The organism is uncultured Pontibacter sp. (assembly GCF_947492645.1).
In the GTDB taxonomy this organism is placed as follows: Bacteria; Bacteroidota; Bacteroidia; order Cytophagales; family Hymenobacteraceae; genus Pontibacter.
The window spans coordinates 21,735-48,408 of record NZ_CANLMZ010000016.1; the positions used below are offsets into that span (position 1 = coordinate 21,735).

Here is a 26,674-nt window from a genome sequence, read left to right on the forward strand (position 1 = left end):
TAATTCTTAACCCGTAATTCTTTTTAGTACTCGTCTTCGTTAAACATGAAATCCTCCTTTGTAGGATAATCAGGCCAGATCTCTTCGATGCTCTCGTAAGGCTGTCCGTCATCTTCCAGGGCTTGCAGGTTTTCTACAACTTCCATTGGGGCACCTGAGCGAATCGCAAAGTCGATTAATTCGTCTTTTGTTGCTGGCCAGGGCGCATCTTCCAGATATGAAGCTAATTCAAGTGTCCAGTACATAGTATTTTCTCCTTTAACTTATTGGCGTTTTTTGAATGGATTGCAAAAGTATAAATAAAAACAAATATTAAAATTTTTCTGCCCGAAAAATTGCTTTTTTGTCTGTTTTTAACAACACAACGCATTACAGCAGTAAATGTTCAAAATGTGCATTCTTTTTTTGCGCAATTTTAGAACGATATAACATTAGCTGTACTGTTTTGTGCAAAGTATAAAAAAAGCGCCTGCTATGGTAGTAGCAGGCGCTTTTTATTATAACCCAAATGTACTATTTGCTTATGGCACTCAACTGGCCCTGGAACATAGCAATCAACTCCTGCTTTGTATTAATCTTACGGTTAAAGTTGCGTATTTTGCCTTTCAGCATGTTACGGAACGAGTCGTTTCCCGGGGCATCGCTTAATTTGCCTAAATTGTCTTCCAGCACACTCAGCTCGTTTTTATCTGATTTAATAAAGTCTTTCAGAGCATTAATGCGGGCCTGCAATCCATCAGTTTCTGTGTAGCTGTCGTTGCTTGCCATTTGGCGCTTGCGTATGTAATGCTCCAGGCTGCTCATTTCAAAAACCTTGTCGCAGGCTTTTATAAAGCGTTCCCAAATCATGTCAGATACATCAGGGTGTACCGGGCCCGCCTTTTTCCATTCGGCTTGTAGCTCCTTGGCACGCTTTACTGCATCGTTTAAGCTGTTTTGCTGCAAAAGCCTTTCTGCTTCTGAGGCCAACTCTTGCTTGCGCTCAAAGTTAACTTCGTAATACTTCTCCCTTGATTCGTTCTTCTCGTTATTGATCTTCTGCTTCAGGCGTTCAAAAAAGTGATTGTGCGCTTTCCGGAACTCCGTCCAAAGGTTTGTGGTGGTTTTGCGTGGCAAGTTGCCGCCAACCTCTTTCCATTGGTTTTGTAGTTGCTTCAGTTTGGCTGTGGTTGCCTCCCAGTCATCGGAGTTTTGTAGTGCAACGGATTGTCGGATAAGGTCTCTGTAGCGCTCGTACGTGCGGTTAAGCATGCGCTTTTTATCCTCGAAATAGTTTTTCTTGCGCTCAAAGAAATTGTCAATCGTGTTTCTGAAGCGTTCCTCTATTTCGTCGGTAAGTTCTTTTTCTACAGGGCCGGTCTTGATCCAGGTGCTGCGCAGATCTTTAAGTTTCTCAGTCGCTTCTTTCCACTCTATGCTGTTGCTGTGCGCTTCAGCTTCCTGTATCAGGGCTATTTTAGTAGCCAGGTTCTTTTCCCGATTTTGCTTAATAGTCTCGTTTATGTCTTCCTCGGCTTTGGTAAGCGTGTGGTAGATTTTCTCGAAATCACCGAGGGCATCGTAGTTTCCTACCTGGTCTTTCATGTGGAGCACCTTCATTAAAAAGGAGCCTTTGTTTTCAGAGGTTGCGATACGCTCCAGCAGGCTGTTTACTTTGCCCTGGAACATCTCGAAACGCTTAGCGAAGTATACCAGCGAGTCGTTTTCTGACTCTTTTACCTCACCCACCTGCCTGGCAGGGTAATTCATAAAGGGCTTTAACCACACTTGCTGGTCTTGAATAAAGCCATACTTTGTGGCTTCTTCCAATAGGTTGTCGTTTTCCATGTTACTGGATTGGGTTATGGATCGAAAATTAGGGTAAGGTGTTAATTTTAAACTAACTGTTGCATACGCAGCTTTGCCTTCATCGTTTGCTTTGTGCCCGTGCTAGTGGTCGGAAACAAGACGCAATAAAAGCAAAGCAGGTGCTAAAGTAAGTTTGGGCACACTTTACCCATACAGTTTTTACAAGTTTAACTATTTCAAAGCAATTTTGTGAAGCGCAAACACATGAATTTTTGCGATATTTGTAATTCAGTACGAAATATTTACATAAAGTTTGGTTAACAGGCCTTATATGCGTACAAATACATTTGCCTTAAGTTAAATATAAGCTAATAATTATAAAGCTAACTATGAGTAACGAAACCATTATTTTCTCGATGGCTGGGGTTAGTAAAATTTACCCTCCTCAGAAACAAGTACTTAAAAATATCTATCTCTCGTTTTTCTACGGTGCCAAAATTGGCGTTTTAGGTCTTAACGGTTCTGGTAAGTCAAGCTTGCTTAAAATTATTGCCGGCGTTGATAAGCAGATACAAGGAGAAGTAGTGTGGAGCCCGGGCTATAGTGTTGGCTACCTGGAGCAGGAACCACAGCTTGACCCCACCAAAACTGTGCGCGAGGTTGTTGAAGAAGGCGTAAGCGAAGTAGTTGCCTTATTGAAGGAGTTCGACGAGATCAACATGAAGTTTGCCGAGGAGATGACCGACGATGAGATGAACAAGCTGATCGAACGCCAGGGCGAGGTACAGGAAAAACTTGATCATCATAATGCCTGGGAACTGGATAACCGCCTGCAGCGCGCTATGGATGCCCTGCGCACGCCGCCGGAAGATGCCATTGTAGGCAACTTATCGGGTGGTGAGAAGCGCCGCGTGGCCCTTTGCCGCCTGTTGTTGCAGGAGCCGGATGTTCTCCTGCTCGATGAGCCTACCAACCACCTGGATGCTGAGTCTGTTGATTGGTTGGAGCAGCACCTGCAGCAGTATAAAGGTACTGTAATCGCCGTTACCCACGACCGTTACTTCCTCGACAATGTGGCAGGTTGGATTCTGGAGCTTGACCGTGGAGAAGGTATTCCGTGGAAAGGCAACTACAGCAGCTGGCTGGAGCAAAAGGCTAACCGATTAGCAAAAGAAGAAAAAACAGAAAGCAAGCGCCAAAAAACACTACAGCGTGAGTTGGAGTGGGTGCGTATGGCTCCAAAAGCCCGTCAAGCGAAATCTAAAGCCCGTATAAGCCAGTATGATAAGCTCGCCAGCGAAGATGCTTCTAAAAAAGAAGAGAAACTGGAGTTGTTTATACCGGATGGCCCACGTTTGGGTAGCCAGGTAGTGGAGGCACACCACGTAAGCAAAGCCTACGGCGATAAACTTCTTTTTGATGATCTAAACTTTGCCTTGCCGCAGGGTGGCATTGTAGGTATTATCGGGCCGAACGGAGCTGGTAAAACGACATTATTTAAGTTAATAACAGGCCAGGAGAAGCCAAATTCGGGTAGCTTTGAAGTAGGTTCTACGGTACAGATCTCTTACGTAGACCAGGAGCATGCCCAACTAGACGGCAACAAGTCTGTGTTTGAGGTGATATCAGGTGGAACGGAACACATGATGATGGCAGGCAAGCAAGTAGTGTCGCGCGCTTATGTTAGCAAGTTCAACTTCTCTGGCGGCGACCAGGAAAAGAAAGTAGAGAAGCTATCGGGTGGTGAGCGTAACCGTGTGCACCTGGCCATGACGCTGAAAGAAGGTGGTAACCTACTGTTGCTCGATGAGCCTACCAACGACCTGGACGTGAACGCGATCCGTGCGCTGGAAGACGCCTTGGAGAATTTTGCAGGTTGTGCCGTTATTATCTCTCACGACCGCTGGTTCCTGGATCGTATCTGTACGCATATACTCGCATTTGAAGGTGAGTCGCAGGTGTACTGGTTTGAGGGTAACTACAGCGAGTACGAAGAGAACAAGAAAAAGCGCATGGGCGATATAGAGCCGAAGCGCATTCGTTACAAAAAGCTGGCGTAAGATTAAAATTTAAGAAGGGATCAGGTGTTTTTTCCTGATCTTGAAGTATAAAAAGGGCCATTGCAGGTGTTGCAATGGCCCTTTTGTTTTATTGCTACTACATACTTTAAAACCAAGAAGCTGGTAAAGTATAAACTGAGCGCCTGCCAAAAAAAATGTGTGTTTGCAGCCTCAGGATGAAGTATAAAGGCTACTGCAGCTCCAGACTTTGAGCAAGGTGATGAACGATTGCCTTGCCCTAAACCTATTCATTCATTCATTCATGTGCTTTTAACAACTTGCATAACCCTTCTTACTCCTGATAACCAGTTGCTCCCTGCGGCATCCTGTATGTAAAGCTGGTTTATATTCTAAGGCACAAAATATCATTAAACTGATTCCACAACTATAGACATACTGGTATAAAAATTAGCGCCACCCCCGAATTGTACAACATGTCATTGTAAATTATAAATTTATTTGCAAAGATATTGACGTGGTTAACTCTTTGATGTTAAACTATTTAATTAATATATAATATGTATTTATATCTAGTAATATTCTATTTAAATGATTTGTATAAAAAATATGGAATATTAAAATAAACATATTTTTTATAGGCTACGTATATTATTAGAAATAAAGCACTTAAATGCTTTAGGTAAAGGGTTGTTTAATTTATAAAATACATTTATCATGAAAAAAGTTTACCCAACTGATAATGACACACTAGCCTACTGGATTATAGCAGGCTGGTTGGCCGCTATGAGTGCGGTGGCAGCTATAGCCGTATAGGATTAATGCCTCCAGCAAGATTTAAAAGGTTTGCTGGAGGCATTTTATTTACAACGAACCAGAAGCTGTCGGTTGCACTTTCACAAACTCCAGTTCATCAAAGTGGAAATCGGGGTTGTTGGAGTCTAGTCGCATTTCGGCGATACTTCCGTCTTCGCCTACTAAGAAGCGCACTTTCGTCGGGTGCAGCAGGGCAAAGTCATTTTTCCAATCCAGATCAAAAATCTCGTGCTGCCAGAAAGCTAGTGTACCTCCTAAGGCTGGTGCCGGTAACAGCTGCAACTCAAGTTTGCCGTTTTTAAGTGTAACGGTGGCATCTCCGTATAATTGGCTGCGGTAAGTTCCGGTATATTCAGTTAGCTCACGGGCAGGTTTGCTCTTCTTTTTCTTCTCGTTCTTCTTTTTATCTCCTGTTTTTTCCTGCGCTTCTTTGGCTGCAGCAATGGCATCTAAGTTAAATTTGCTCCAGTCGCGCCCATTCTGTATGCCTAAAAATTGGTCTAGCGTATAGTTGGCCAACGGCGACATAATACCGCTCATGCTGTTGGTAAGTATAACGACGCCTAAATTCTCCTCAGGTACCAGCACAGTACGGCTGTTCATGCCTTCGTGTCCGCCGCCATGGTATACCAATTTTCTGCCTTCGTAATCGCTTACAAACCAACCTAAGCCTGCTGCTGTGAAATGTGTAGACGGGGTGATTTCTTCGGCTCTTTTGGATACAGGCATTGGGTTGTGGGCTGTCCACATGTTGCGGCTGGCGGCCTCGCTGAAAATGCGCTTGCCTTTGTAGGTGCCCTGGTTAAGCTGCAGGCGCATCCATTGGGCCTGTTGGTTTACGCTGGTAAAAATGCCGGCAGCTGGGTTCCAGTTATCCCAGGCAACCTGAGTAGTAGCAGAAGGCTTCCCGTTTTCGTCGAAGCCATGCGGAGAGGCTACATTGCTAACTCCTTTCAGATCGTTTACAGAAGTATAAGTGCGGCTCATGCCCAGCGGCTGCAGAAACGTTTCTTTGATATAGCTTTCCCATGTTTTGCCTGTTACATTCTCGATCACTTGGCCTGCAGTTATAAACATCAGGTTAGAGTAGCCATAGCCATCCCTGAATCCATAAGCAGGCTTCAGGTAGCGCATGCGCCGGATAATCTCTTCGCGGCTGTAAGTGGTGTTGTACCATAATAAGTCGCCTCCAAATGTTTTAAGGCCAGCCCTGTGGCTAAGTAAATCCTCTATGGTAAGGTTTTCTGTCACAAATGGGTCGTACAGCTGCAGGTAAGGCACATGCTTTTTTACCTTGTCTTTCCAGTTTATCTTACCGGCATCTACAAGTGTGGCCAGCGCTGCGGCAGTATAGGCTTTAGAGTTAGAGGCAATGCCGAAGAGTGTGTTGGCATCTACCTGGCCTCCGGTTTTATTGTTGAGCACACCATAGCCCTTGGCAAAAATCACAGAGTCGTCTTTTACAATGGCGATGGCCATGCCCGGAACGTCCCAGTCTTTGAGCGCTTGCTGGTAATAGGCATCTAGTTTGTTAAGGTCGGCTTTGGTTTGCGCCTGCGCTTGCGCTTGCGGCAGCACAAGTATAGCGCAGGCCAGTAGCATTAATTTAAGCCTTAGCAGGCTATAGTAAGTTAGTTTCATGGGTAAGATATCGCTTTATTTAATGCAGCAAGTTACTCATTTTAGAGAATAGTAAAGCGGCGGTGCTACAGTATAATGGTTATACTTTTGTATCTTGCCAAAGCCACATTTGCTTAAAGTATAGCCCTTTAATGAATATCCTTTACCTGCCTCACACCCAAATAGACAAGTTGCAATGGGATGCGCTGATTACAGCATCGGAGCAGGGGCAGGTGTATGCCTTGGCCTGGTACCTGGATGTGGTAGCACCGGGTTGGGATGCCGTGGTAGAGTTGGATGAGGCAGGGAAGTATGAAACTGTTATGCCTGTGCCGTGGCAAAGGAAGCTGGGCATGCGTTACGTGCAGCAGCCACTATACTGCCAACAGCTGGGTATTTATACTTTAGCAGCAAGTATAGCCGGCGCAACTTACAGGCAGTTTTGGGCGGAGGTGCAGCAGCGGTTTAAGTATGTGGTGGGTTACAACTTTAACACAGGCAACCAACTGCCGCAACAGCAAGAGCAAACTTATACGTTATACTTAGACCTGGGCAAACCATACCAGGAGTTGCAGCAACATTACACCCGCGACCGCAAAATGAACCTGAAGCGGGCACAGAAAGCAGGACTACAGTTGCTGCACAGCCAGGACATTGCGCCGCTTATCCAGTTCTTTAAAGACGAGACAGCAAAACGCATCTATGGGGGCGTATCGGAGAGCGCTTACATGTTGCTCCAAAACTTATACAGGGCCTTGCAGGAACGGGGACTGGCGCAGCTGTATTATACTTTAGATGCAGGCGGGCGCAAAAATGCCGGATGCTTGTTTATAGTTTGGCGCAACAAAATAGTATATATATTTAACGCTGCTGCTGCCCATGGCCGCAAGCTAAATGGCCGCACTCTTATACTTGACCATATCATCCAAAAGTATGCGGGGCAGGAGTTTATACTTGACTTCGAAAGCCCCGACGACAGCGAGCCAGACATTGTGCATTTTTACCGCAGTTTTGGCCCCAAAACTATGCCTATACCTGTGCTAAAGTATAACAGGCTGCCCAAAAGTATAAAGCTGGCGCGTGAGCTAAGAGTGCGCTTGGTAAAAAGTTTAAAGGATAGTATAAAAGCTTTTAATAGTTGCTCTACCCGCTTATCATGCTTCTGCTGAAGTATGCCTCACCTGCTTTTGTGCTGAAAAAGAGATAAGTAATAGAAGTTAATGCTCGTGTTCCTCACGTGGTTTATGTGGGCCGGTTTCGTATGCTTTCTTCTCCATCTCCAGGCGGTGTAGTTCATCTAAAGATAGTGCGGTTGTTAAGGTGCCCAAACTAGGTTGGCCTGCATCTACCCAGGCGGTGTACCAAAAACTGGCCGTCATTTTAATTGCCAGGCGCATTTGGCGCTCTACTTGCCCGTTAAGCCTTTTGCTGTATGCCTGCGAAAAAGCGCGGGAGTAAACGCGGGTTGTCAGGTTGTTGCGCAACTCAAAGCTATACTTCTTTTCCTCGTCAAATTCCTGGGTTAGCTGGCGCTCAAAGTATAAAACAGAATCAAGGGCAAGGTGTGCGCTTGCTACAATGTCCCAGGCTTTTAGCTGGGGTTGCTCCAGGTACTGTGCCTGTCCCACAAAAAAGTCATAGTTATCAGAGAATAGCTCCGGCAGCCGCGACTCCCAAAAACCATGTATGCCGCGCTGGCCGGTAAATTGCCCGTTGTAGTTTTGCGTAGTATGCAGCGGCACACAAGCATCCGCAATATAATGGCCTAATTCTGTACTAAGGCGCAAAATCTTGTCTACATTACGCTCTTTAAATGCCTGCGTTAGCTGGTACTTCATAAAGTTGATGTGCCAGGGTACGATGCCATAAGCCTGCAACGTATCTTCGGTGTACCTTTCGACGGCCTGTTGCCAGTAGCGGGGCATTTTGTAGAGGGCGCTGTCGCCATATACATCCAGGTCAATATAATGCCGGGGCGCTTCGTTGGCAACAGCATAGCGGCGCTTATCGGGGTTTACTGCGTTCTCGGTGATGTACCTGATGTGCTTTTTATAGAAGCCAACCATTTCTGGGGGTAAGGCAAATACTGCCAACCTGTTAATGCGTTGGTGTGCATAAAAACCCCAGCTACTACCCTGCAATGGCACCAGCAACAATAACAGTAAAAGTATAAACCGGCTGCTTTTATCCATATAGGGTGCTTACGCAGGATCAGCTTTTATTGATGTTGTAGATTTTAGGATATAATTTTAGATTTACTATATTTACTTAATGGCTGTTAAACAAAGCATTGTATACGTTATCTAAGTTCAGCAAAGGTTTTTATCCCACAGCATCTCATTGTTTTAATTGCATAAGCTTATGAATACCAAAATTTTAATGGCAGTAAGCGCTGTGCTCATGGGCATAGCAGGTATAATTTTATCTTTTTTTCCGGAGGAGATACTGGGTTATATGGCTATAGAAAGCATGCAGCCTGTGTTGTTGCAGTTGCTAGGAGCCCTTTACCTTAGCTTTGCCATATTAAACTGGATGGCCAAGGCAAACCTGATTGGGGGAATATACAGCAAGCCTGTTGCGTTAGGCAACTTTTCGCACTTCGCAATTGGAGGCCTTTCCCTGGCAAAAGCTGATTTCAGCTCAGGCTTCCCGGCTTATACTTTAGCAACTACAATCATCTATTTGCTTTTTGCCGTTCTGTTTGGATATGTGCTTTTTGTCGGCCCCAGCTTTAAAACGAAGGCGGCCGCATAAGTATAAAATTCAGTCATTACTGCATAGTAGCACTAAAGCAAATGGCAGTATAGTATAAGGAATAGAGTCAAACCAAGAGAGACTACCTGTAATTGGGAGTCATGCCGCTTTCTAATTTTGAGTGATCAGGTAACCTGTTTTTAATCCTGCTACAGCATCAACAGGCAGCGGAGTGTCCTAATCGTAAATTTATCGTATTTCAGGTAGTGCCGGTATAAAGGCCTATAGGTTTAAAAACACTTCGACTGCAGCCATACTTCGGCGGCGTCTTCGCTTTCGAAGGCATGGGCGTTAAAATTGCTTTTAAGGCTGGGGTACACCGCATCAAAGGAGCGCTTGCCGTAAATGCCCGGTGAAAGCACATGCGCATAGTAACGCAAGCCTATGGTTTTAGCTTGAGGAGCCCACTTATAGGCCAGCCAGTTAACAGCCACCTCCCAAGGCCCGATCAGTTCGCGGTTACTATTCAGTAAGCCCTGGCAGGGCCTTTCCCGTAGCATTGCTAAAATATGGTTCCCTCCCATCACAATCGTTTCAAGCGATTGTATTCCTACCCAATTGGCAATAATAAAGGCGTTATCCGATGATCTGCGCACCTCGAAGAATACATCTCCATTTGCCTTTTTTAAGCTCTTATGATCTATACTATCTACTTTGCTTGTCAACACGAATTCATCAACACGATAAAAGCTTTTGTTTGGGCACACTTATCTTAAGTGCAGCCCGTTATATAAGCTTCTACGGTGGTTTTTATAAAAAGCTTTTGATAGCTGCCACAGTTTCTGCGGGGGCACTTAAGTTGGGGCAATGGCCTGTTGCCTCCAGTACCACAAGCTTGCTGCCTGCTATATGCTTGTTTGTATATTCTCCAACTGTTAATGGAGCTATGGCGTCTTCAGAGCACTGCAAAATCAGGGTTTCTGTTTTCACGTTCGGAAGGTCTTTCCTGTTGTCTGAAAGAAAGGTGATATGAGCAAAATCTGCGGCAATTTCGTGGTTGCTTTTGCAAAAGCTCTGGGCCAATTCTTCGCTAAGTTCGGGCTGCTCCGGGTTACCCATTATAACAGGGGCAATGGTATTAGACCAGCTCAGGTAATCGCTTTCTAAGGAAGCAAGCAGGCCGTTGATGTCTTCTCTGCTAAAGCCGCCCACATAATCTCCATCGTTGATGAAACTTGGGGATGGGCTAACCAACACCAGCTTAGAAAAACGCGAAGGTTCCTTAATGGCTGCCAACGCCCCAATCATGGCGCTTACAGAATGGCCTACAAAAATAACGTTTTGGAGGTCAAGCTCTCTGCAAATTTCCAGCACATCAGATGCATAGTCTTGCAAAGATGCATAGCGCTTCTTTGTATAGCTTGAGGTGTCAGAGTTGCCAAAACCAATGTGATCAAAAAGGACAATCTTATAATCGTTTTCAAAGGCAGGGGTGATAAAGCGCCACATGTTTTGATCGCAACCATAACCGTGCGCAAAGAGCATCGGCTTCGTACCCTTGCCAATAATTTTCACATTGTTCTTTTTAACTGCATTCATAGATTTAAAGGGTTTTATTTGTAAAAGGGCGAGGCAGAAAATTAAATAATAGTTGTAAAGCTACACACGAAAACTTAGAATTGTAAACATAATTAGCGATTAATGCTGTAAGCAACATGTTTAACACCTGAAAGTTACGGTATAACGGTGTTTAAACAATTATAACCTGCTTTTGAAAGCCGAATTTTTTTAGGCTGAATTTTACCTGCAGCATGGAGCCTGCAAAAGCGAAGCGCCCGCTGCAATAATTGCAGCGGGCGCTTCGCTTTTGCAGGCTTAAAACTTATTAGCGCTTTTTAGCTACTGCCGGAAATTTCATCTTGTAATCAGCATCTACCTCGCCCTTGGAGATCTTTGCCAATTTGTTTTTAATCAAGCGTTTCTTTAAGCCGTTCAGGTGGTCCGTGAAAAGTATACCTTCAATGTGGTCGTACTCGTGCTGTATTACGCGTGCAGTCATGCCATCATAGGTGTCTTCATGCTGGTTCCACTCTTCGTCAAAATAGCGGATAACGATACGCTCTGGGCGGTATACAACTTCCCGTACGCCAGGTATACTCAGGCAGCCTTCCTCAAACCCCCACTCTTCGCCGGTTTCTTCGATAATCTCTGGGTTGATGAATGCTTTTTTAACGCCTTTGCCCTCGTCTTTCTCATCCATCATCGGTTCAGAGTCAATCACGAACAGGCGGATGCTTTTGCTTATCTGCGGGGCTGCCAAGCCTACACCGTGAGCATAGTACATGGTATCAAACATATCAGCGATCAACTCCTGCAGGTTAGGGTAATCCTGTGGAATATCCTGTGCTTCTTCTTTTAAAACGGGATCGCCGTAGGCGGTGATTGGATAAATCATATGGTTCTGCTTTCTAAATACGATTGTAAAATAATGGCCGCGCTTATGCGGTCTACGTTGCCTTTGTCCTGTCGGTCTTTCTTCTTCATGCCCCCGGCCAGCATCGCCTGTTGTGCCATTTTAGAAGTAAAGCGCTCATCTATCAGGTGTACGGGTATACCCGGAAATGCCTTCTGCAGCAGCCTGTGAAAACCTACCACATGCTGGGTTGCGTGGGTGTCTTCGCCAGAGAGGCGCTTAGGCATTCCCAGCACAAAAGCCTCCACGGGTTCGCGCTGCACATAGGCCTTCAGGTAGTCTAACACATCTTTTGCATGAACGGTTTCTAGAGGGTTGGCAATGATCTGCAACACATCAGTTGCTGCCAGTCCCACGCGTTTCGTTCCGTAATCAATTGCTAGTATCCTGCCCATGTGTTTAAATTGCACTACAAAGGTAAGCATTTTATGGTTGCCTGCTTATGGCTGGTTCGGAGCGTGTTTAAAATTAATGCTTTGGTCTATATATAGCTGCTACCGGTGCCAGCCGCACAGATCTAGCTTGTAAAAGTGCTACGTTAACAGTTGGCTATACTTAGCCGCTACACCCTATGTATGGGTTGAAAATTATTTTAGCCCGAATTTTGTTACAAGGGTAAGTAGGGGCATGGGAAGCGTATATTCGCAACCTTCGTAATTTTCTGCTGGTATAGATGATTAACCCCACACAAGAAATTATTAAATTGTAGCACTTGCCGCCGTCTCAAAAGGTCGGGCAGCGCTGCATCTATTAAAATATACTATGGAAAAGATGGAAAACGAAGAGGAGAGAGGTAAAATTAGGAATTCAACATTTCAGGTAAGGCTACCTTTATTTATTGCACTATCACTAGTGGTGGGTGTGCTGATAGGCGCTACCACGTTCTCGCCCTCCACCAATAACCCACAGGGCACCGCTAAAAGTTACCTTAAGTTCAGGGATATACTAAGCTACATAGACCGCGATTATGTAGACACAGTAGACATTGAAAAGCTCTCGGACTACGGCATTACCAAAATGCTGGAGAAGCTTGACCCCCATACTTCTTACATCCCGGCAGAAGAAATGGCCATGGCCCGCTCATACTTAGAAGGCGATTTTGAAGGCATCGGTGTAGAATTCAATATCTTTAAAGATACCATTTACATTATTTCCCCGCTTAGTGGCGGCCCATCTGAGGCTGCTGGCATACAAGCCGGCGATAAGATCATAAAAGTAGACGGAGAAACTGTAGCAGGCATTGGCATAAAAAACGAGGGGGTGTTTAAGCGCCTGCGCGGCCCAAAAGGCACTAAGGTGAAACTGGCGGTGCAGCGCAAAGGCTCCGGCAAGCTCCTTACCTTTACCATCAACCGCAGTAAAATACCTACTTACTCTGTAGATGTAAACTACATGGTGGATAACCGTGTGGGATACATTAAAGTAAGCCGCTTCTCGGCCACCACCTACGAAGAATTTAAGAAAGCACTTACCGAGCTACGCCAGAAAGGCATGCAGCAACTTATACTTGACCTGCGCGGCAACCCAGGCGGCTACATGGACCACGCCATACGTATGGCCGATGAGTTTATAGCAGGCGAGAAAATGATTGTTTACACCGATGGCAAAGGCGAAAAGTATGACTCAAAAACGTTTGCCCACACTAAAGGCGATTTCGAGAACGGCCCCGTGATTGTACTGCTCGACGAAGGCAGCGCCTCTGCCTCCGAGATTGTGGCTGGTGCCTTGCAGGATAACGACCGTGCTTTGATTGTTGGCCGCCGTTCGTTTGGTAAAGGATTAGTGCAAATGCCAATTCCGCTGAACGATGGCTCTGAGCTGCGCCTTACTATTTCGCGCTACTACACGCCAAGCGGCCGCTCTATACAAAAGCCATACAACGGCAAGCCAGAAGAGTACCAGCAGGATATGCTGCACCGCTTCGAAAACGGCGAGTACTTTCACCCGGATAGTACCTTGTTTGTAGACTCGCTTAAGTATAATACATCAAAAGGCCGGGCTGTGTATGGCGGCGGCGGTATTATGCCTGATGTATTTGTGCCACGCGATACAATGGCGCTTACGCAGTACCTGAGCCAGCTGTACAACAACAACATCATGCGTGAGTATGCGCTTAACTACTACCGCGACAACCGAAAGGCTTTAGAAAAGATGAGCTTCGATAAGTTTAATAAAAACTTTGAAGTAACCGACAAAATGCTGCAGGATATTGTGCAAATGTCGAAAAAAGCTGACGTAGCGTACAAAACAGATGAGTTTAACCGTTCTAAAGAGCTTATCCGCAACAACCTCAAAGCATTTATAGCACGCAGCTTGTATGGCAACAAAGGCTTCTTTCCGGTGCTGCACGAACAAGACGAGGAGTTTCAGCAAGCGCTAAAGCATTTTAACCAGGCACAGCGCCTGGCAAAAGGAGGCGCATAAATAACAAGTATAAGGATACTTTTATAAATTGCCTTACAAGCTACTTTAACAGAACCTGATTACTATAGCATCCAACGCATGGCATATTATTATAAGCTGGGAGAGATCCCGCAAAAAAGGCACACGCAGTTCCGGCAACCCGATGGCACGCTTTACGCAGAGCAGCTGGTAGGTACGCTGGGCTTTAGTGGCGTATCTTCGCTGCTCTATCATATTAATCCGCCTACCCAGATGAGCCGCATTGGCGAGGCTAAACCCTTTGCCCCTAAAAAGGCCGAAGGTATAAAGCTGCAGCCCCACCACCTGCGCACGTTAAATGTTGAGCGTACCGGCACCGATTACCTGAGTGCCCGCAAAACCATGCTCTTTAACAGCGATGTAGCCATCAGCATCTGCAACCCATCGGAGAGCGAAATGGGCTATTACTATAAAAATGGCCAGGCTGATGAAGTAGTGTTTGTGCATGATGGCACCGGCGACCTGCTTACCCAGATGGGCCGTATTCCGTTTAAGCCCGGCGATTACCTGGTAATTCCGCGCACGGTTATACACAAGTTCAGGTTTGATGAGGGGCAGGTAAGGCTGCTGGTAATAGAGTCGTTTAGTCCGATTGAGACACCACGACGCTATCGCAATCACTTTGGGCAATTGCTGGAGCACTCGCCGTTTTGTGAGCGCGACATGCGCCCGCCGGTAGAACTGATAACCGAGACACAACGAGGCGAGCACCTGGTACAGGTAAAAAAAGAAGGTGAGCTGCACCAGTTCTACTACGACTTCAGTCCGTTTGATGCCGTAGGCTGGGACGGATACTTTTACCCATATGCTTTTTCTATCTATGATTTTGAACCGATAACAGGCCGCATTCACCAGCCGCCTCCGGTACACCAGACTTTTGAGGCGCACAATTTTGTAATCTGCTCGTTTGTGCCCCGCCTGTTCGACTATCACCCAGACTCTATACCTGCGCCCTACAACCACTCCAACGTAGACTCTGATGAGGTGCTATACTACGTGGAAGGCGACTTTATGAGCCGCAAAGGCGTGGATAGGGCTTCGTTTACGGTACACCCAGGCGGTATACCGCACGGGCCACACCCAGGCACAGTAGAGGCAAGTATAGGCAAGAAAGAAACGCACGAATATGCCGTGATGATTGATACCTTTAAGCCTTTATACCTGACAGAAGATGCTGTTGCTTATATGGATAAAAATTACCCAATGAGCTGGAACGAGCACGGCAACAAAGCCTAAAACCCGTAAGTGTGATTAAACCGCGCAGGATTTTGTAAATTTGCGGCAGGAAAAACAGTTTATACTTGCTTTTCCTGCCGCAATTGTATTTTATACTTTCAATTTGCCTCTATGAACTTGTTACGCATTGCCTTTGCAGTCCTTTTAGCTTTTGCTGCAGTCGCCTGCGATGCAGTCGACGACCTGTTCACGTTTTACATCGAAGAGGAGGAAACAATTGAGGTAAAATCATACTTTCCGGTAGGTTTGGCTCCAATTGTTCCGATTAAAGTAACCACAAACTCCAGCGAAGACTTTAAAAACAACAAAACGCAGGCAGAGCTGGTAAAAGATGTTACTCTAAACAGGCTGCACCTGGAAATAACAGACCCGCAAACGGAGAATTTCAACTTTCTGAGTAAAATAGAGATTTACATCTCAGCTGAAGGCAAAAGCGAGGTTAAAATTGCATACCTGGACCAGATTCCGCAGAACGTGAACCTAATACAGCTGGTATCTACAAACGCCGAACTGGACGAGTACATAAAAGACGAGAGCTATACCATTATTACACGTGCCACGCTGGCGAGAGCGGTCGCAAACGATGTAACTATTAAAGCAAACATGCGATTTAAAGTAACTGCAGATCCTTTATAATATGAATACATTACCGATGAGGATTTCTGAGAAGAATAAATTAGAGAAAATAATCATAGTAGGAGACAGGGTGCTTATAAAGCCAAAGTCTTCGAAAGAGCAAACTAAGAGCGGTTTATACTTGCCACCTGGCGTGCAGGAAAAAGAGAAGGTGCAGGAAGGCTATATCATGAAGGTTGGCCCCGGCTATCCTATTCCCGTTGACTATGGCTTTGATGAAGAAGCTTGGGAGCAGGAAGACGAGGAGCAGGTGCGCTATATACCACTACAGGCCAAAGAAGGCGACCTGGCTATTTATCTGCAGCGCGATGCCATTGAGATTAACTACCTCAGCGAGAAATATTTTATCGTGCCACAGGCAGCGGTGCTGATGCTGGTGCGCGAAGAAGATTTATAATTTCATACTTCAAAAGAAAGCCATTTAAGGCGCTGCTTTACAAAAAGTAGCGCCTTTTTGTTTTTAGCAGTAGCATAATAAGGTTACATGCTGCATTTGATCTTGTGCCAAAGGATTATTCCCTCTATCTTACAAGGTTTTTTGTAGAATAAAATCATAAAAAAGAAGAGCTTCAGAAGCAACCCTGGCTGCTTTTCTTTTATCTTTTATATACTCTGAGTCTTTCTACTAAAACTATGAATAAAAAGCTACTACGCTGCGGCACCCAAAAACTGCTATTACTTACCTGTGTATTCTCCCTCGGGCTGCTGACTAGCGCTTTTGGGCAAGACCAGAAAAAGCAGCCGACAAAAGAACTCCAGGCATTGCGCATTACCACAGCCCCTAAGATTGATGGTGTGCTGGATGAAGCGATCTGGCAGCAGGCGCAAATTGCAACAAATTTTATACAGAACAGGCCTACGCCAGGCCCGGCAGAAGTACACCCCACCGAAGTACGCATACTTTATGACGACGAGGCCATTTACGTGGGAGCCATCATGCACGATGTGTCGCAGGATAGTATATTCCGGCAAATGGGCCAGCGCGATGATTTGGGTAATACCGACTTTTTCGGGGTATTTTTTGATACTTACAACGACCAGATAAACGGCTTCGGCTTTTTAGTGACGCCTGCTGGCGTGCAACTAGACGCCCGGTACTCTACTAACGGCGAAGACTGGAGTTGGAACGCCGTGTGGGAAAGTAGTGCCAACATACAAGGTACCGATTGGGTGGCGGAGTTTAAGATACCTTATTCTGCTATTCGTTTCAGTAACAAACCTGAGCAATTGTGGGGACTCAATTTTATGCGACAGCGCCAGTCCAGGAAGCAGGGCTTTTTCTGGAACCACGTAGACCCTGCCAAAGACGGTTTTGCAAACCAATGGGGTAAACTAACCGGCCTGAAAAACATCGAGGCGCCGCTGCGTTTGTCGTTTACGCCGTATGTGGCGGCATTTGCGGAAAGCTACCCACGGCATGCAGAAGAAAACGAAGATGTAAAGTATAAAAGCAACTATGGCTTTAGCGGAGGAATGGATTTAAAGTATGGCATCAGCGATGCTTTTACCCTGGACATGACTCTCATTCCGGACTTTAGCCAAGTGCAGTCGGATAACCAAGTGCTAAACCTTTCGCCTTTCGAGGTACAGTTCAATGAAAACCGTCCCTTTTTTATGGAAGGAACAGAGCTTTTTAACAAAGGAGGTTTTTTTTACTCCAGGCGAATAGGCGGGGCACCAACCAACCCGCTTGATGGCGACGAAGAAGAGGCGTTGGGCAACACGATCATCGATAACCCAATAGAGACTAAAATGCTGAACGGCACCAAAGTATCAGGGCGCACAAGTTCGGGTTTAGGAATTGGTGTGTTTAATGCAGTAGTTGGCAGGCAGTACGCCACTTTACAAGATAGCGAGGGCAACAAGTTTAAAAAGCAGATACAGCCGCTCACAAACTATAACGTTACTGTGCTGGACCAGTCGCTGAAAAATAACTCTTACGTTACGCTGATAAACAACAACGTGATGCGGCAGGGCGGCACGTATGATGCCAACTTAACGGGCGCCTTGTTCAGGTTTAACGACAGAACCAATACATATGCCATTGATGGTAAAGCAGCTGTAAGCCAGAAGTTCTTTTCCGACAGCACCGCCCTGGGGCATATGTACCGTGTTGGCTTAAGCAAAACGAGCGGCAGATTCCAGGTTTATACGTCGCATACGCTCATCTCCGATACCTATGATCCGAATGACCTGGGAATCTTGTTTGTAAATAACTCGATGGAGGAGAATGTGCAGTTTAATTACAACTTTTACCAGCCTTTCTGGAAGTTCCTGAACATGTATACCAGCCTTGGCGCCGTTTACGCGCGGCGGTACAAGCCTGATGCTTTCCAGAACTTCGTGATCTATGGTGAAGTGAACAGCACGTTTAAAAACTTCCTGAGTGCAGGCCTTAACTTTAATCTGGAGCCCGTGGTAACTTATGATTTCTTTGAGCCGCGCGTTGATGGCATGTTTTATACTTTCCCGGTAAACTATAGTGCCGGCGGTTATATATCCTCAGACTACCGTAAAAAGTTTGCACTTGATCTGCGGGGTAGTTACCGCTGGTTCGACGAGAACAATCGCTTTAACTACAGCTATACTATTGCGCCGCGCTACCGCGTAAACGATAAGCTTTCTTTTGTTTACAATTTTAGCCGAGATTTGCGCCTGGATGACATGGGGTTTGCGAGCAAGTTGAACTTTGATGAAAACGGTGACAATTTAGAGGAGCAGATTGTGATTTTTGGACTGCGTGATGTAAATGCCACCACTAGCTCCCTTACAGCAAGCTACAGCTTTAACAACCGCATGACGTTGTCGCTGCGTTCGCGCCATTACTGGTCTAAAGCAGAGTATAACCGCTTTTATCGTCTTGCCACCGATGGCCTTTTAAGCAGGGACTCCTACCCAAATGGATATAGCGATACATTCAAAGGAAAAAACCATAACATTAACTTTAATGCCTTTAACATCGATATGGTATACTCCTGGTGGTTTGCTCCTGGCAGCGAGATAAGCATTGTCTGGAAAAACGCCATAAACGAGAGCAAAGAGGAAGTGGTGCCGCGTTACCTGGATAACTTCTCCAACACGATTTCATCGCCGCAAAACAATAGCCTTTCGGTAAAGGTGCTATACTATATCGATTACCTCACGCTCAAGAAACGTTTCTCAAAATCCTGATGAAAGCAAAAGCCGAAGCAGTTTTCGCTTCGGCTTTTGCTTGTGCTTTGAATTCTAAAGTGGCCTGGTCAAGTCAAAATCGGCGCGGAAGCGGAGCTGGTTATCGCGCTTTAAGATGTAACTGAATGTTTTACCGTCCGGGCTTAAGGCCAAGGTCCACTCATTGGTAGCGGCGGCAGGCAAAAGCTGTGCTGTAAACGCATCGGCCGGGAAACGCTGCTCTAAGTTGCTTTCAGAGGCAAGCGCCATGCCGCCATACATGGTTACCTCGTCGGGTGTGCCGTCTTCGTGGCGGTGGTCATGCTTTAGCTGCAACCCCTCCTCTGTCTTAGCCAATACCCAGGTTCTCGATTTGTCCTTGCCTACATGGAAAGGAATACGGATGGTGGTGTCGGAGCAGGTGCTTACGTGCATGGTTAGTGGCTGGCCGGCAAATGGGTCTTTGCCATCGGCAGGAAAAATTACTTTGCCTGCGTAAGACTTGCCGCAATGCGTGGCTATACTGGAATAAAACGATTGCTGCGACTTGCTTAGCTGGTATGGCTGTTTAGCGCAGGCAAGTATAAACAGCAGGCAAAAAGAGAGGAGGATTTGCTTCATGAGGTTAAGTTAGCGAAAACAACCAGAACAAGTATAAAAAGTAAGCCCCGGCATACGTCGGGGCTTACTTTTTATTTGGTGGCTGCTGAGCTTAATGCTGCACCAGTATTTTCTCAGAGTATGATTTATCGCCGTGCCGCAACCTGAAAATGTACAAGCCGGATGCCCTGTCGCTTAGGTCAACAAACCCTTCGTACTGGCCATAGTAGCTGTCCACGTTGCCTGAAAGTATAAAGTTGCCCAGTATATCCACTACCTCGAAAGTAATGTCTTCGGCTTGGCTTGTTTCTAACTCAAACCTAAAGCGGCCAGTTGTAGGGTTAGGCGATACTACCAGTCCGGTACCCAGCTCGCGCACACCTGGCTTGTAAGAGAAATTGTATGCCATCGATACTTCAGAGATACAACCGTCCTTAAAAATCTGTACGCTATAGTTGCCGCTCTCAGTTGGTGCGAAAACTTTGCCTGTTGCACCCTCTACGGGCTTGTCGTTTTTATACCATTGGTTGCCGTCTGCGCCACTTGATACCAGCGTTTGGCCATCGCGTGTAATCACAGGTTTGGTTAAGGGAGTGCCGCCTTTTACAGTTGCCTCCACTCTTGGGCTCGGACAACCAAGCGAGCGCACTTTCATATCGTAGAAGTAATAGTAGAAAGCCTCAGGAGTGGTGGTGGCTGTGTTGCCTGTAATAGTTAAAACTTCACCGGCCTTAAAAGGATACCCTGTAACACCGCTGTTATTCCTGTAGATAGTGGCCCCATTCTCGTAAGCAATAGAGATTTTATAGGTTCCGGCAGTTGGTAGTTCCAGGCCAAGGTAATAAACCGCTCCCACGTCATTCGGATCATCGGGCTGCACGCCAGGGCCAGGATTGGTACGGGTGGCTGTTACATACAGCGTTTTAGCAGATACAGGTGCTCCTTCTTCGTTAAAGGCAGTAAAGGTTATTTTACCGCTATGGCCAATGTATAACCGTGCGCTCTCTAAAAGTACAGGGGATTTGGTGTTGATAACCACATCAGGAGTAAAGGTGTTATAGCCGCCGCCACTCGCAAATTTCTTGGTTGCCGGGCCTACAGTACCATAATAATCATTGAACGCTGCGAATAATTTGCCACTTACTTTGTTGGCTGGCATGTAAATGTTATTGCCTGCAGCAATTGGCTGGCCGCCGGTGGCGGTGTTATACCATAGTATGGTACCGTTGCCTGTGGCAGAAAGAGCGTAATTGGCATCATTGCCGCACCGGAAAGCCGAGGCATCCACAGGTGCCCCGGCAGGAGTGCCAACCGTAAAAGTGCGTGCCATGCGGTTGTTGTTTTCTACTAGGTCATCCTGCAAACCAGAGGTGGCAATCAGCTCATATGTTGCGCCGGCTTCTGTTGCAAATGTTTCGTTTAGCAGAGCTTCTGCCTGCGCATAAGGTAGCAATGTGGCCTTATAAATATACGATACCTGCAGCACCTCCGCATTGTCTTTAAGCACGCGCACCGTAACAGGTATGTTGCTCTGGGCAGTAGTTCCGAAATTTTTCAGGTTAACAATTAGTTGCTGTGCAGGGTTAGGGCAAAGCGACGCACCTGCCGGTAGTACAGCCGATACACCTACGTCCTTCCTCGGTTTCTCAAACTGTACCAGGTAGTCCTGGGTTTCGCCTTTGGCATAGGTACCACATGGAGTTACATCGGCGCTGTTGCTGGTTTCCTGTACTATTACGCGCATGCGCACCAGGGTGCCAACCTGTACTGTGGCCGGTGCCGTAATGGTAGCCGTGAAAGTGGCATTACCTTTTAATACTGTAGAACTAGCTGCTTCTTCGCCGGCGTCAGTAAAGCTGCCGTTGCTGTTCCAATCCAGGTATACTTTCGCAATTTTGGCGGCATCGGTAGTGCACGTACCTAAAGTAAGGCTAAGCTGCTGTTGCTGCCCCGGCTCAAAAGTAAATTTATTATCCGTCAGGTTTTGATGCGTTGTGCAGCCGGTGCCATATGTATAGGTTTTATTGCCAAGCGTAATAGCTGTTATTTTAGCTCCCTGGTCTGATGCTGGCTTGCTCTCGCATACTTCTGTGCCTCCCACACCACTTATAATAAGCGCATAAGCCTGCGGGCCTTTAAGCAGCGTTTTTTTGTGGCTTACAGTTATCGTATAAGTTTCTCCGGGTACGGCATTCATGATTTTTACCTGCTCCACGTTATCCAGAATGTTATCTCCGGTTGTGGCAGGGTTTGCCGGTTTGTTTGGGTCCAATACCCACGGCTGGTATATGTCATTGCCTTTGCTTACCCTTACATCCAGGTCATTTATAAGGCGAGCCGAGCGGTTGTTTAATGCACTTGCACCTACAGTAACAGGTGTAGCCTCAGGGTCCGTCCAGGAAATGGTGACCACAAGCGGCCCAACACCGGAAGCTGTAACCTGTTGTGTATAGGTTTGCCCTTGCGCCAGCGCGTTTTCCTGTATAATGTTTGTTTTGTTGATGTTGGAGATAACAGAGGCAGCGCGCTTTGCATTTAGTAATCCCCAGCCAAATTTATAGTCTGGGCCGGGTGTTTTACCTGCCTCGTCGGTGGTATGTATGGCTAAGCCTTTTAGCGTAGCCGCGCGCATAACCTGGCCGTTGTTAAGGTTAGCATAATGCTCCTGCAGCAGCAGCAAACTGCCAGATACGTTTGGTGCTGCCATAGATGTACCGCTTAGCGAGGTGTAAGCTGTATTGCTTTTATCAGAAGTAGACAAAACTGATACGCCATTGCCTACAAGGTCAGGTTTGATGCGGCCATCATCAGTTGGGCCAAAGCTGCTGAAAGACGAAATTACCACATCAGAAGTATCTCTATAACCTTCCGAGATAGGATTTACAGCGCCTACAGCAAGTATGTTTTTGGCGGTACCATACGTGGCGATGATATCAAAGCCATTGTTGTTGCTAATGCCTGCTGCGCGGCTGGCTATTTTAGTGAACTTGCCGGAGCTGTCGCGTTGGTAGTATGGCTGGCCAATTTCAGGGCCGTTTTCTACACGGTTGTTTCCTGCTGATTTTACGATCAGGTAGTAGGGCGCATTGTAGGCGATGCGGTCCCAGCTGGCAGCTGTTTCGTTGTAGTATCCAAATTTGTAATCTTCTGTAGCGCTAACATCGGTGTCTCCCCACCACTCCCAGTACGGGTCTTCTGCGGTGCCCTTTCGTTCTGAGTTGTAGCGCCAGCCAGCTATAGTGCCGTACGAGTGGTTTGACACAAGCAGGTCTTTAGCCGCAGTTGCCATTTCAGAAGCATCGTTGTTAAAATCATATGCCGTCAGCTTTTTTAAACCAAACGACATGCCTTTAGCCAGGGAGTTTACGCCTTTAGCCATCATGGTACCTGCTACGTGGGTGGAGTGCTCGCTTGAAGTAGATGGTTTGTCTTTTTGAATAATACGGCCGGCTAGTTCCTGGTGCGTTTCAAGTACGCGGCCGCCATCCCAGACGCCCATTTTTTCAGCTACTGCGTTACTGGCTCCGCTAAGGTCAAGGCCAAGCGAACCACCGGCCCAAAGCTCGGTAGTGCCAACAGATGCTGCTGCCCTGGTATTGTTATAGGTAATATAGTAGATAGGCATGCCTTTGGCATCAAGCCCTTGCAAGGAGATGTGCGTGCCGTCTGCATATGTTTTCTCAACTACCCAACCATGCCTTTTAGCAAGTTGCAAGGCCTTGCCACGACTAGCTTTGTAATCTTTTTGCGCTGCCACAGCTATTTTGTCCAGCTCTTTAACATTGGCGCGAACAGGCGGCGTTGCGCTATGCTGGGCAAGTGCCGTTGAGGCTGTTGCCATGGTTACAGCAACTAGCCAAAGGCCTAATCTTCTCATAAAAATATACTTGGGTAGATATAATAATCTCTCAATTTATAACAAAATGCGAAGAATGGCAAAGCAGTTCCTTATTTACAAGTGGTCCTGTAGGTATACTTTTATACTTGCACATGAGTGGCTCAAAAGCAAAACGCCCCAGTAAATGCCGGGGCGCCTTGGGTAGCAATTAATGTTGTGCTTATTTTCTCAGGTATTGGGCAAACTCCTTGGCGAAGTAAGAAAGTATAATGTCGGCTCCGGCGCGTTTTATACTTGTTAAAGTTTCTACCATAGTTTTTTCACCATCTAGCCAGCCCTTTTGAGCGGCGGCTTTTACCATGGCATATTCGCCGCTAACATTGTAGGCGGCAATAGGCAGGTGTGAGTTCTCCCGCAATAATTTGATCACGTCAAGGTAAGATAGGGCAGGCTTTACCATCAGGTAGTCGGCACCTTCTTGTGTGTCTAGCTCTGCCTCAATCAAAGCCTCGCGGCTATTGGCGTAGTTCATTTGGTAAGTTTTCTTGTCGCCGGCTTTTGGGGCAGAGTCCAGGGCATCACGGAAAGGACCGTAGAACGCGCTGGCATACTTTGCTGTATAAGCCATGATAGCAACTTTCTGGAAACCGTTCTCATCAAGCACACGGCGTATATGACCTACGCGGCCATCCATCATATCAGAAGGAGCCACAATGTCGGCGCCGGCTTGTGCTTGCGTAAGTGCCATCTTGCCTAGTACTTCCAGCGTTTCATCGTTAATGATCTCGCCATTCTCCACTATGCCATCGTGTCCGTCAGAGCTGTAGGGGTCCATGGCCACATCGGTAACAAGTGCAACGTCTGGGAAATTGCGCTTTATCTCACGTATAACTCTTGGGAAAAGGCCTTCCGGGTTGTGGCTCTCCGTAGCATACTTGTCTTTGTACTGCTCTGGTATACTTGGGAAAGGGGCAAATGCTTTCACGCCCAGTTCTACGCAGGCAGCTACCTCGTCTAAAACGGTGTCAGCGGAGAAGCGGTTGATACCCGGCATAGAAGACACCTCTATGCGTTTGTTCTGCCCTTCAATAATAAATAGCGGGTATATAAAATCGTTGGTACTAAGAGTGGTTTCCTGTACCATATTTCGAATCGCTTCTGTCTGGCGATTACGTCTTGGTCTTCTGTTCATAAGTATAAGTCCTGTTACAGAAATTGTTCAATATCAAGTTGCTGCAAAGGTACTGGTTAAGTAGGTGAATCGAAATTAGTTTCCGGTTTAATTATAAGCTAAACATTGATTGGCAAGGGAAAGTTTGGGTAGATCGCGTAAGGGCTTATTTACCTGCAGGCTGTATGGTTTTCTCTTGCTCAGGGTGCTGTACTTCCTTGATAGGAATATAAATGTTTGCCCAAGCCTAAAGCTTATGCATTGTAAACTGCCTGGTTGGGCTCGTAAAACACAAAAGGGCGAAGCTGTAATAGCTCCGCCCTTTTGTGCCAGTAAGTATGATTGTTAAAAGCTCATTATTACGTCTTCAATAATATCGCAGCACTCGTTCAGTTGCTCCTCCGTCATTACCAAAGGTGGTGCAAAGCGGATAATGTCGCCATGGGTTGGCTTGGCCAGTAAGCCTTTTTCCATCAATGTGACACATACATCCCAGGCGGTGCGGCCATCAGCGGTTGGCTCTATAACGATGGCGTTCAGCAGGCCTCTCCCGCGGACTAACGTTACCAGCTCAGGGCGTTTTTGCATCAGGCGGCGCATGCGCTCCCTAAATAGCTCACCTAGCTTGTTGGCGTTCTCAGTCAGGTTCTCATCTTTGATAACTTCTAAAGCTGCAATGGCAACCTGTGCCGCTAAAGGATTACCACCGAAAGTAGAACCGTGCTCACCTGGCTGAATGCACAGCATGATATCATCGTTTGCCAGCACGCACGAAACCGGAAGCACGCCGCCAGATAATGCCTTGCCAAGTATAAGTATGTCTGCCTTTACATTGTCGTAGTAGCTGGCTAGCAGTTTGCCGGTGCGGCCAATGCCAGTTTGTATTTCGTCGGCCATTAGTAGTACACTATACTCGTGGCATAGCGCATGTGCTTTTGCCAGATACCCCTCGTCGGGTACCATTACGCCAGCCTCGCCCTGTATCGGCTCAACCAGGAAACCACAGACATTCGGGTTTTCTTTAAGTGCCTGCTCCAGCGCATCAATATCATTGTAAGGTATGACTTTATACCCTGGCATGTATGGGCCAAAGCCTTTCGTGGAGTCGGGATCAGTTGAGAAAGAAATTATGCCCGTGGTGCGGCCATGGAAGTTGTGCTCTACTACAATGATCTCTGCATTGTGGGGTGCGATGCCTTTTTTAAGATAACCCCATTTGCGCGCAAGTTTGATGGCTGTTTCTACGGCCTCTGCACCCGAGTTCATAAACAGCGACTTTTCATACCCGAACAATTCGCAAATATACTTTTCCGCAAGACCTAACTTATCGTTGTAAAAGGCGCGCGAGGTAAGTGTTAGCTGCTGTGCCTGCTCTACCAGGGCATTTACAATTTTAGGGTGGCAATGGCCTTGGTTTACGGCGCTGTAGGCCGAAAGAAAGTCATAGTAATGCTTGCCTTCCACATCCCAAAGATGCACGCCTTCGCCGCGATTAAGAACAACAGGGAGGGGATGGTAATTATGAGCGCCATACTTGTGCTCTGTATCGATAGCCTGTTGGCTCAAGTTAGTCATTTGCGTAGTCATAGTTTACGGGTTTGCCTGTTTACAATACGGCCATTGCGCAATAGCGGCAACAGCATAGTATAAGTACAGATGTGTTGATTTATTGTTGTAAAAATAGTGAAATAGCGCCTATTAAAAAATACACCCTCGGTAGCAGGCTTAACCATGCTGCGTTTGCCCTTTTCTGCAGCGCCTGAAAATGCTTTCGAAGCCTTCCGGGTCATACGCTGCGTAAGTACTGGTCATCAGGCCGTAGGTGTTTTCTTCAGTTACAAAGCCATATATATCCCGCTCTTCATCGTCTGAACCATCAATTTTTACATGGTGCTTTTCTAGCAACGTCAGCCTTTCAGGCTCAATGGCTGTGCCTAACTCAGAGCAGAACACCTGTTGCTTTTGAATGCTGAAAGTATGCGTAAAGCCGCGATCGCGCATAGCAGCAACGGCTTCTTTGAATGTGTGGTAGGCAGGCATAGGCAATAGTTTAAACAAGTAAAACAGGATGCAGGCTTTATAAATTACCTTATAGTATAACGCTGCAACAAAACGAATCTGTACAGCAGGTTGCAAGTTTAGCAGTTGTGTGTTTGGCTGTTGCATGGTAAATGGCTTACTTTGCGTTATAA

At 46.4% G+C, this 26,674-nt stretch carries 21 protein-coding genes; 8 read left to right on the forward strand and 13 right to left on the reverse strand.

The features are described 5' to 3' along the window. Window positions 1-23: 23 nt before the first annotated feature. Both Q1A23_RS18625 and Q1A23_RS18630 read right to left on the reverse strand, forming a co-directional pair. The gene (locus Q1A23_RS18625; RefSeq protein WP_299826241.1) at window positions 24-245 is read right to left on the reverse strand and encodes a DUF2795 domain-containing protein; all 222 of its coding nucleotides are present in this window, start codon (window positions 243-245) and stop codon (window positions 24-26) included. A gap of 268 nt (window positions 246-513) precedes the next feature. Further along, the gene (locus tag Q1A23_RS18630) at window positions 514-1,827 is read right to left on the reverse strand and encodes a DUF349 domain-containing protein (protein WP_299826243.1); all 1,314 of its coding nucleotides are present in this window, start codon (window positions 1,825-1,827) and stop codon (window positions 514-516) included. Window positions 1,828-2,177: 350 nt separating this feature from the next. Here Q1A23_RS18630 and ettA point away from each other — a divergent pair, with 350 nt between their 5' ends. Beyond that, window positions 2,178-3,848 carry an energy-dependent translational throttle protein EttA gene (ettA, locus tag Q1A23_RS18635; RefSeq protein WP_299826245.1) on the forward strand — a complete coding sequence of 557 codons (1,671 nt, stop codon included), beginning with the start codon at window positions 2,178-2,180 and terminating at the stop codon, window positions 3,846-3,848. An 822-nt stretch (window positions 3,849-4,670) separates the two neighbouring features. Here ettA and Q1A23_RS18640 read toward each other — a convergent pair. Further along, window positions 4,671-6,263 carry a serine hydrolase gene (locus tag Q1A23_RS18640; RefSeq protein WP_299826246.1) on the reverse strand — a complete coding sequence of 531 codons (1,593 nt, stop codon included), beginning with the start codon at window positions 6,261-6,263 and terminating at the stop codon, window positions 4,671-4,673. Window positions 6,264-6,394: 131 nt separating this feature from the next. On the opposite strand from Q1A23_RS18640, the gene Q1A23_RS18645 reads away from it, so the two are divergent. Beyond that, window positions 6,395-7,411, forward strand: a complete 1,017-nt coding sequence (locus Q1A23_RS18645; protein WP_299826248.1) for a GNAT family N-acetyltransferase — start codon at window positions 6,395-6,397, stop codon at window positions 7,409-7,411. 48 nt (window positions 7,412-7,459) lie between these two features. On the opposite strand, the gene Q1A23_RS18650 is transcribed toward Q1A23_RS18645, so the two are convergent. Further along, window positions 7,460-8,434: a zinc dependent phospholipase C family protein gene (locus Q1A23_RS18650; RefSeq protein ID WP_299826250.1), complete on the reverse strand. Its 975-nt coding sequence runs from the start codon at window positions 8,432-8,434 to the stop codon at window positions 7,460-7,462. 169 nt (window positions 8,435-8,603) lie between these two features. Here Q1A23_RS18650 and Q1A23_RS18655 point away from each other — a divergent pair, with 169 nt between their 5' ends. Continuing rightward, window positions 8,604-8,996, forward strand: a complete 393-nt coding sequence (locus tag Q1A23_RS18655; protein WP_299826252.1) for a hypothetical protein — start codon at window positions 8,604-8,606, stop codon at window positions 8,994-8,996. 230 nt (window positions 8,997-9,226) lie between these two features. On the opposite strand, the gene Q1A23_RS18660 is transcribed toward Q1A23_RS18655, so the two are convergent. From Q1A23_RS18660 to ruvX, 4 genes are all read right to left on the reverse strand, one after another. Next, the gene (locus Q1A23_RS18660) at window positions 9,227-9,703 is read right to left on the reverse strand and encodes a hypothetical protein (RefSeq protein WP_299826254.1); all 477 of its coding nucleotides are present in this window, start codon (window positions 9,701-9,703) and stop codon (window positions 9,227-9,229) included. A 43-nt stretch (window positions 9,704-9,746) separates the two neighbouring features. After that, window positions 9,747-10,535: an alpha/beta hydrolase gene (locus Q1A23_RS18665; RefSeq protein ID WP_299826256.1), complete on the reverse strand. Its 789-nt coding sequence runs from the start codon at window positions 10,533-10,535 to the stop codon at window positions 9,747-9,749. Between the two features lie 286 nt (window positions 10,536-10,821). Further along, on the reverse strand, window positions 10,822-11,391 hold the full coding sequence (def, locus tag Q1A23_RS18670; protein WP_299826258.1) for a peptide deformylase: 570 nt from the start codon (window positions 11,389-11,391) through the stop codon (window positions 10,822-10,824). Then, window positions 11,388-11,804, reverse strand: coding sequence for a Holliday junction resolvase RuvX (ruvX, locus tag Q1A23_RS18675; RefSeq protein WP_299826260.1), 417 nt, complete (start codon window positions 11,802-11,804; stop codon window positions 11,388-11,390). Before ruvX ends, def begins: the two co-directional genes overlap by 4 nt. A 376-nt stretch (window positions 11,805-12,180) precedes the next feature. Here ruvX and Q1A23_RS18680 point away from each other — a divergent pair, with 376 nt between their 5' ends. The 5 genes from Q1A23_RS18680 to Q1A23_RS18700 all read left to right on the forward strand — a co-directional run bounded on the left by Q1A23_RS18680 (window position 12,181) and on the right by Q1A23_RS18700 (window position 18,894). Continuing rightward, window positions 12,181-13,833: a S41 family peptidase gene (locus Q1A23_RS18680; RefSeq protein WP_299826444.1), complete on the forward strand. Its 1,653-nt coding sequence runs from the start codon at window positions 12,181-12,183 to the stop codon at window positions 13,831-13,833. A 78-nt stretch (window positions 13,834-13,911) separates the two neighbouring features. After that, window positions 13,912-15,087 (forward strand): homogentisate 1,2-dioxygenase, encoded by a 1,176-nt coding sequence (locus tag Q1A23_RS18685; RefSeq protein WP_299826262.1) that lies wholly within the window; start codon window positions 13,912-13,914, stop codon window positions 15,085-15,087. A 111-nt stretch (window positions 15,088-15,198) separates the two neighbouring features. Next, window positions 15,199-15,723, forward strand: coding sequence for a hypothetical protein (locus tag Q1A23_RS18690; RefSeq protein WP_299826264.1), 525 nt, complete (start codon window positions 15,199-15,201; stop codon window positions 15,721-15,723). A gap of 16 nt (window positions 15,724-15,739) precedes the next feature. Next, window positions 15,740-16,120, forward strand: a complete 381-nt coding sequence (locus tag Q1A23_RS18695; protein WP_299826446.1) for a co-chaperone GroES family protein — start codon at window positions 15,740-15,742, stop codon at window positions 16,118-16,120. A gap of 236 nt (window positions 16,121-16,356) precedes the next feature. Next, window positions 16,357-18,894: a DUF5916 domain-containing protein gene (locus tag Q1A23_RS18700; protein WP_299826266.1), complete on the forward strand. Its 2,538-nt coding sequence runs from the start codon at window positions 16,357-16,359 to the stop codon at window positions 18,892-18,894. A 54-nt stretch (window positions 18,895-18,948) separates the two neighbouring features. On the opposite strand, the gene Q1A23_RS18705 is transcribed toward Q1A23_RS18700, so the two are convergent. The 5 genes from Q1A23_RS18705 to Q1A23_RS18725 form a co-directional block, all read right to left on the reverse strand. Beyond that, on the reverse strand, window positions 18,949-19,494 hold the full coding sequence (locus Q1A23_RS18705) for a hypothetical protein (RefSeq protein ID WP_299826268.1): 546 nt from the start codon (window positions 19,492-19,494) through the stop codon (window positions 18,949-18,951). 91 nt (window positions 19,495-19,585) lie between these two features. After that, window positions 19,586-23,350, reverse strand: coding sequence for a S8 family serine peptidase (locus Q1A23_RS18710; protein WP_299826270.1), 3,765 nt, complete (start codon window positions 23,348-23,350; stop codon window positions 19,586-19,588). A 181-nt stretch (window positions 23,351-23,531) separates the two neighbouring features. Then, entirely contained in the window at window positions 23,532-24,503 is a 972-nt protein-coding gene (gene hemB / locus Q1A23_RS18715; RefSeq protein WP_299826272.1) for a porphobilinogen synthase, read from the reverse strand. Window positions 24,504-24,827: 324 nt separating this feature from the next. After that, the gene (gene rocD, locus Q1A23_RS18720) at window positions 24,828-26,069 is read right to left on the reverse strand and encodes an ornithine--oxo-acid transaminase (protein WP_299826274.1); all 1,242 of its coding nucleotides are present in this window, start codon (window positions 26,067-26,069) and stop codon (window positions 24,828-24,830) included. 138 nt (window positions 26,070-26,207) lie between these two features. Next, window positions 26,208-26,648 (reverse strand): hypothetical protein, encoded by a 441-nt coding sequence (locus Q1A23_RS18725; RefSeq protein ID WP_299826276.1) that lies wholly within the window; start codon window positions 26,646-26,648, stop codon window positions 26,208-26,210. Window positions 26,649-26,674: the final 26 nt, after the last annotated feature.

Coding starts and splice junctions, on each gene's coding strand:
- Q1A23_RS18630 (WP_299826243.1), bottom strand. CDS start 1,827: ATGGAAAACGACAACCTATTGGAAGAAGCCACAAAGTATGGCTTTATT.
- Q1A23_RS18705 (WP_299826268.1), bottom strand. CDS start 19,494: ATGAAGCAAATCCTCCTCTCTTTTTGCCTGCTGTTTATACTTGCCTGC.
- hemB (WP_299826272.1), bottom strand. CDS start 24,503: ATGAACAGAAGACCAAGACGTAATCGCCAGACAGAAGCGATTCGAAAT.
- Q1A23_RS18640 (WP_299826246.1), bottom strand. CDS start 6,263: ATGAAACTAACTTACTATAGCCTGCTAAGGCTTAAATTAATGCTACTG.
- def (WP_299826258.1), bottom strand. CDS start 11,391: ATGATTTATCCAATCACCGCCTACGGCGATCCCGTTTTAAAAGAAGAA.
- Q1A23_RS18625 (WP_299826241.1), bottom strand. CDS start 245: ATGTACTGGACACTTGAATTAGCTTCATATCTGGAAGATGCGCCCTGG.
- Q1A23_RS18650 (WP_299826250.1), bottom strand. CDS start 8,434: ATGGATAAAAGCAGCCGGTTTATACTTTTACTGTTATTGTTGCTGGTG.
- rocD (WP_299826274.1), bottom strand. CDS start 26,069: ATGACTACGCAAATGACTAACTTGAGCCAACAGGCTATCGATACAGAG.
- Q1A23_RS18665 (WP_299826256.1), bottom strand. CDS start 10,535: ATGAATGCAGTTAAAAAGAACAATGTGAAAATTATTGGCAAGGGTACG.
- Q1A23_RS18700 (WP_299826266.1), top strand. CDS start 16,357: ATGAATAAAAAGCTACTACGCTGCGGCACCCAAAAACTGCTATTACTT.
- Q1A23_RS18695 (WP_299826446.1), top strand. CDS start 15,740: ATGAGGATTTCTGAGAAGAATAAATTAGAGAAAATAATCATAGTAGGA.
- ruvX (WP_299826260.1), bottom strand. CDS start 11,804: ATGGGCAGGATACTAGCAATTGATTACGGAACGAAACGCGTGGGACTG.
- Q1A23_RS18680 (WP_299826444.1), top strand. CDS start 12,181: ATGGAAAACGAAGAGGAGAGAGGTAAAATTAGGAATTCAACATTTCAG.
- Q1A23_RS18645 (WP_299826248.1), top strand. CDS start 6,395: ATGAATATCCTTTACCTGCCTCACACCCAAATAGACAAGTTGCAATGG.
- Q1A23_RS18710 (WP_299826270.1), bottom strand. CDS start 23,350: ATGAGAAGATTAGGCCTTTGGCTAGTTGCTGTAACCATGGCAACAGCC.
- ettA (WP_299826245.1), top strand. CDS start 2,178: ATGAGTAACGAAACCATTATTTTCTCGATGGCTGGGGTTAGTAAAATT.
- Q1A23_RS18685 (WP_299826262.1), top strand. CDS start 13,912: ATGGCATATTATTATAAGCTGGGAGAGATCCCGCAAAAAAGGCACACG.
- Q1A23_RS18690 (WP_299826264.1), top strand. CDS start 15,199: ATGAACTTGTTACGCATTGCCTTTGCAGTCCTTTTAGCTTTTGCTGCA.
- Q1A23_RS18655 (WP_299826252.1), top strand. CDS start 8,604: ATGAATACCAAAATTTTAATGGCAGTAAGCGCTGTGCTCATGGGCATA.
- Q1A23_RS18725 (WP_299826276.1), bottom strand. CDS start 26,648: ATGCAACAGCCAAACACACAACTGCTAAACTTGCAACCTGCTGTACAG.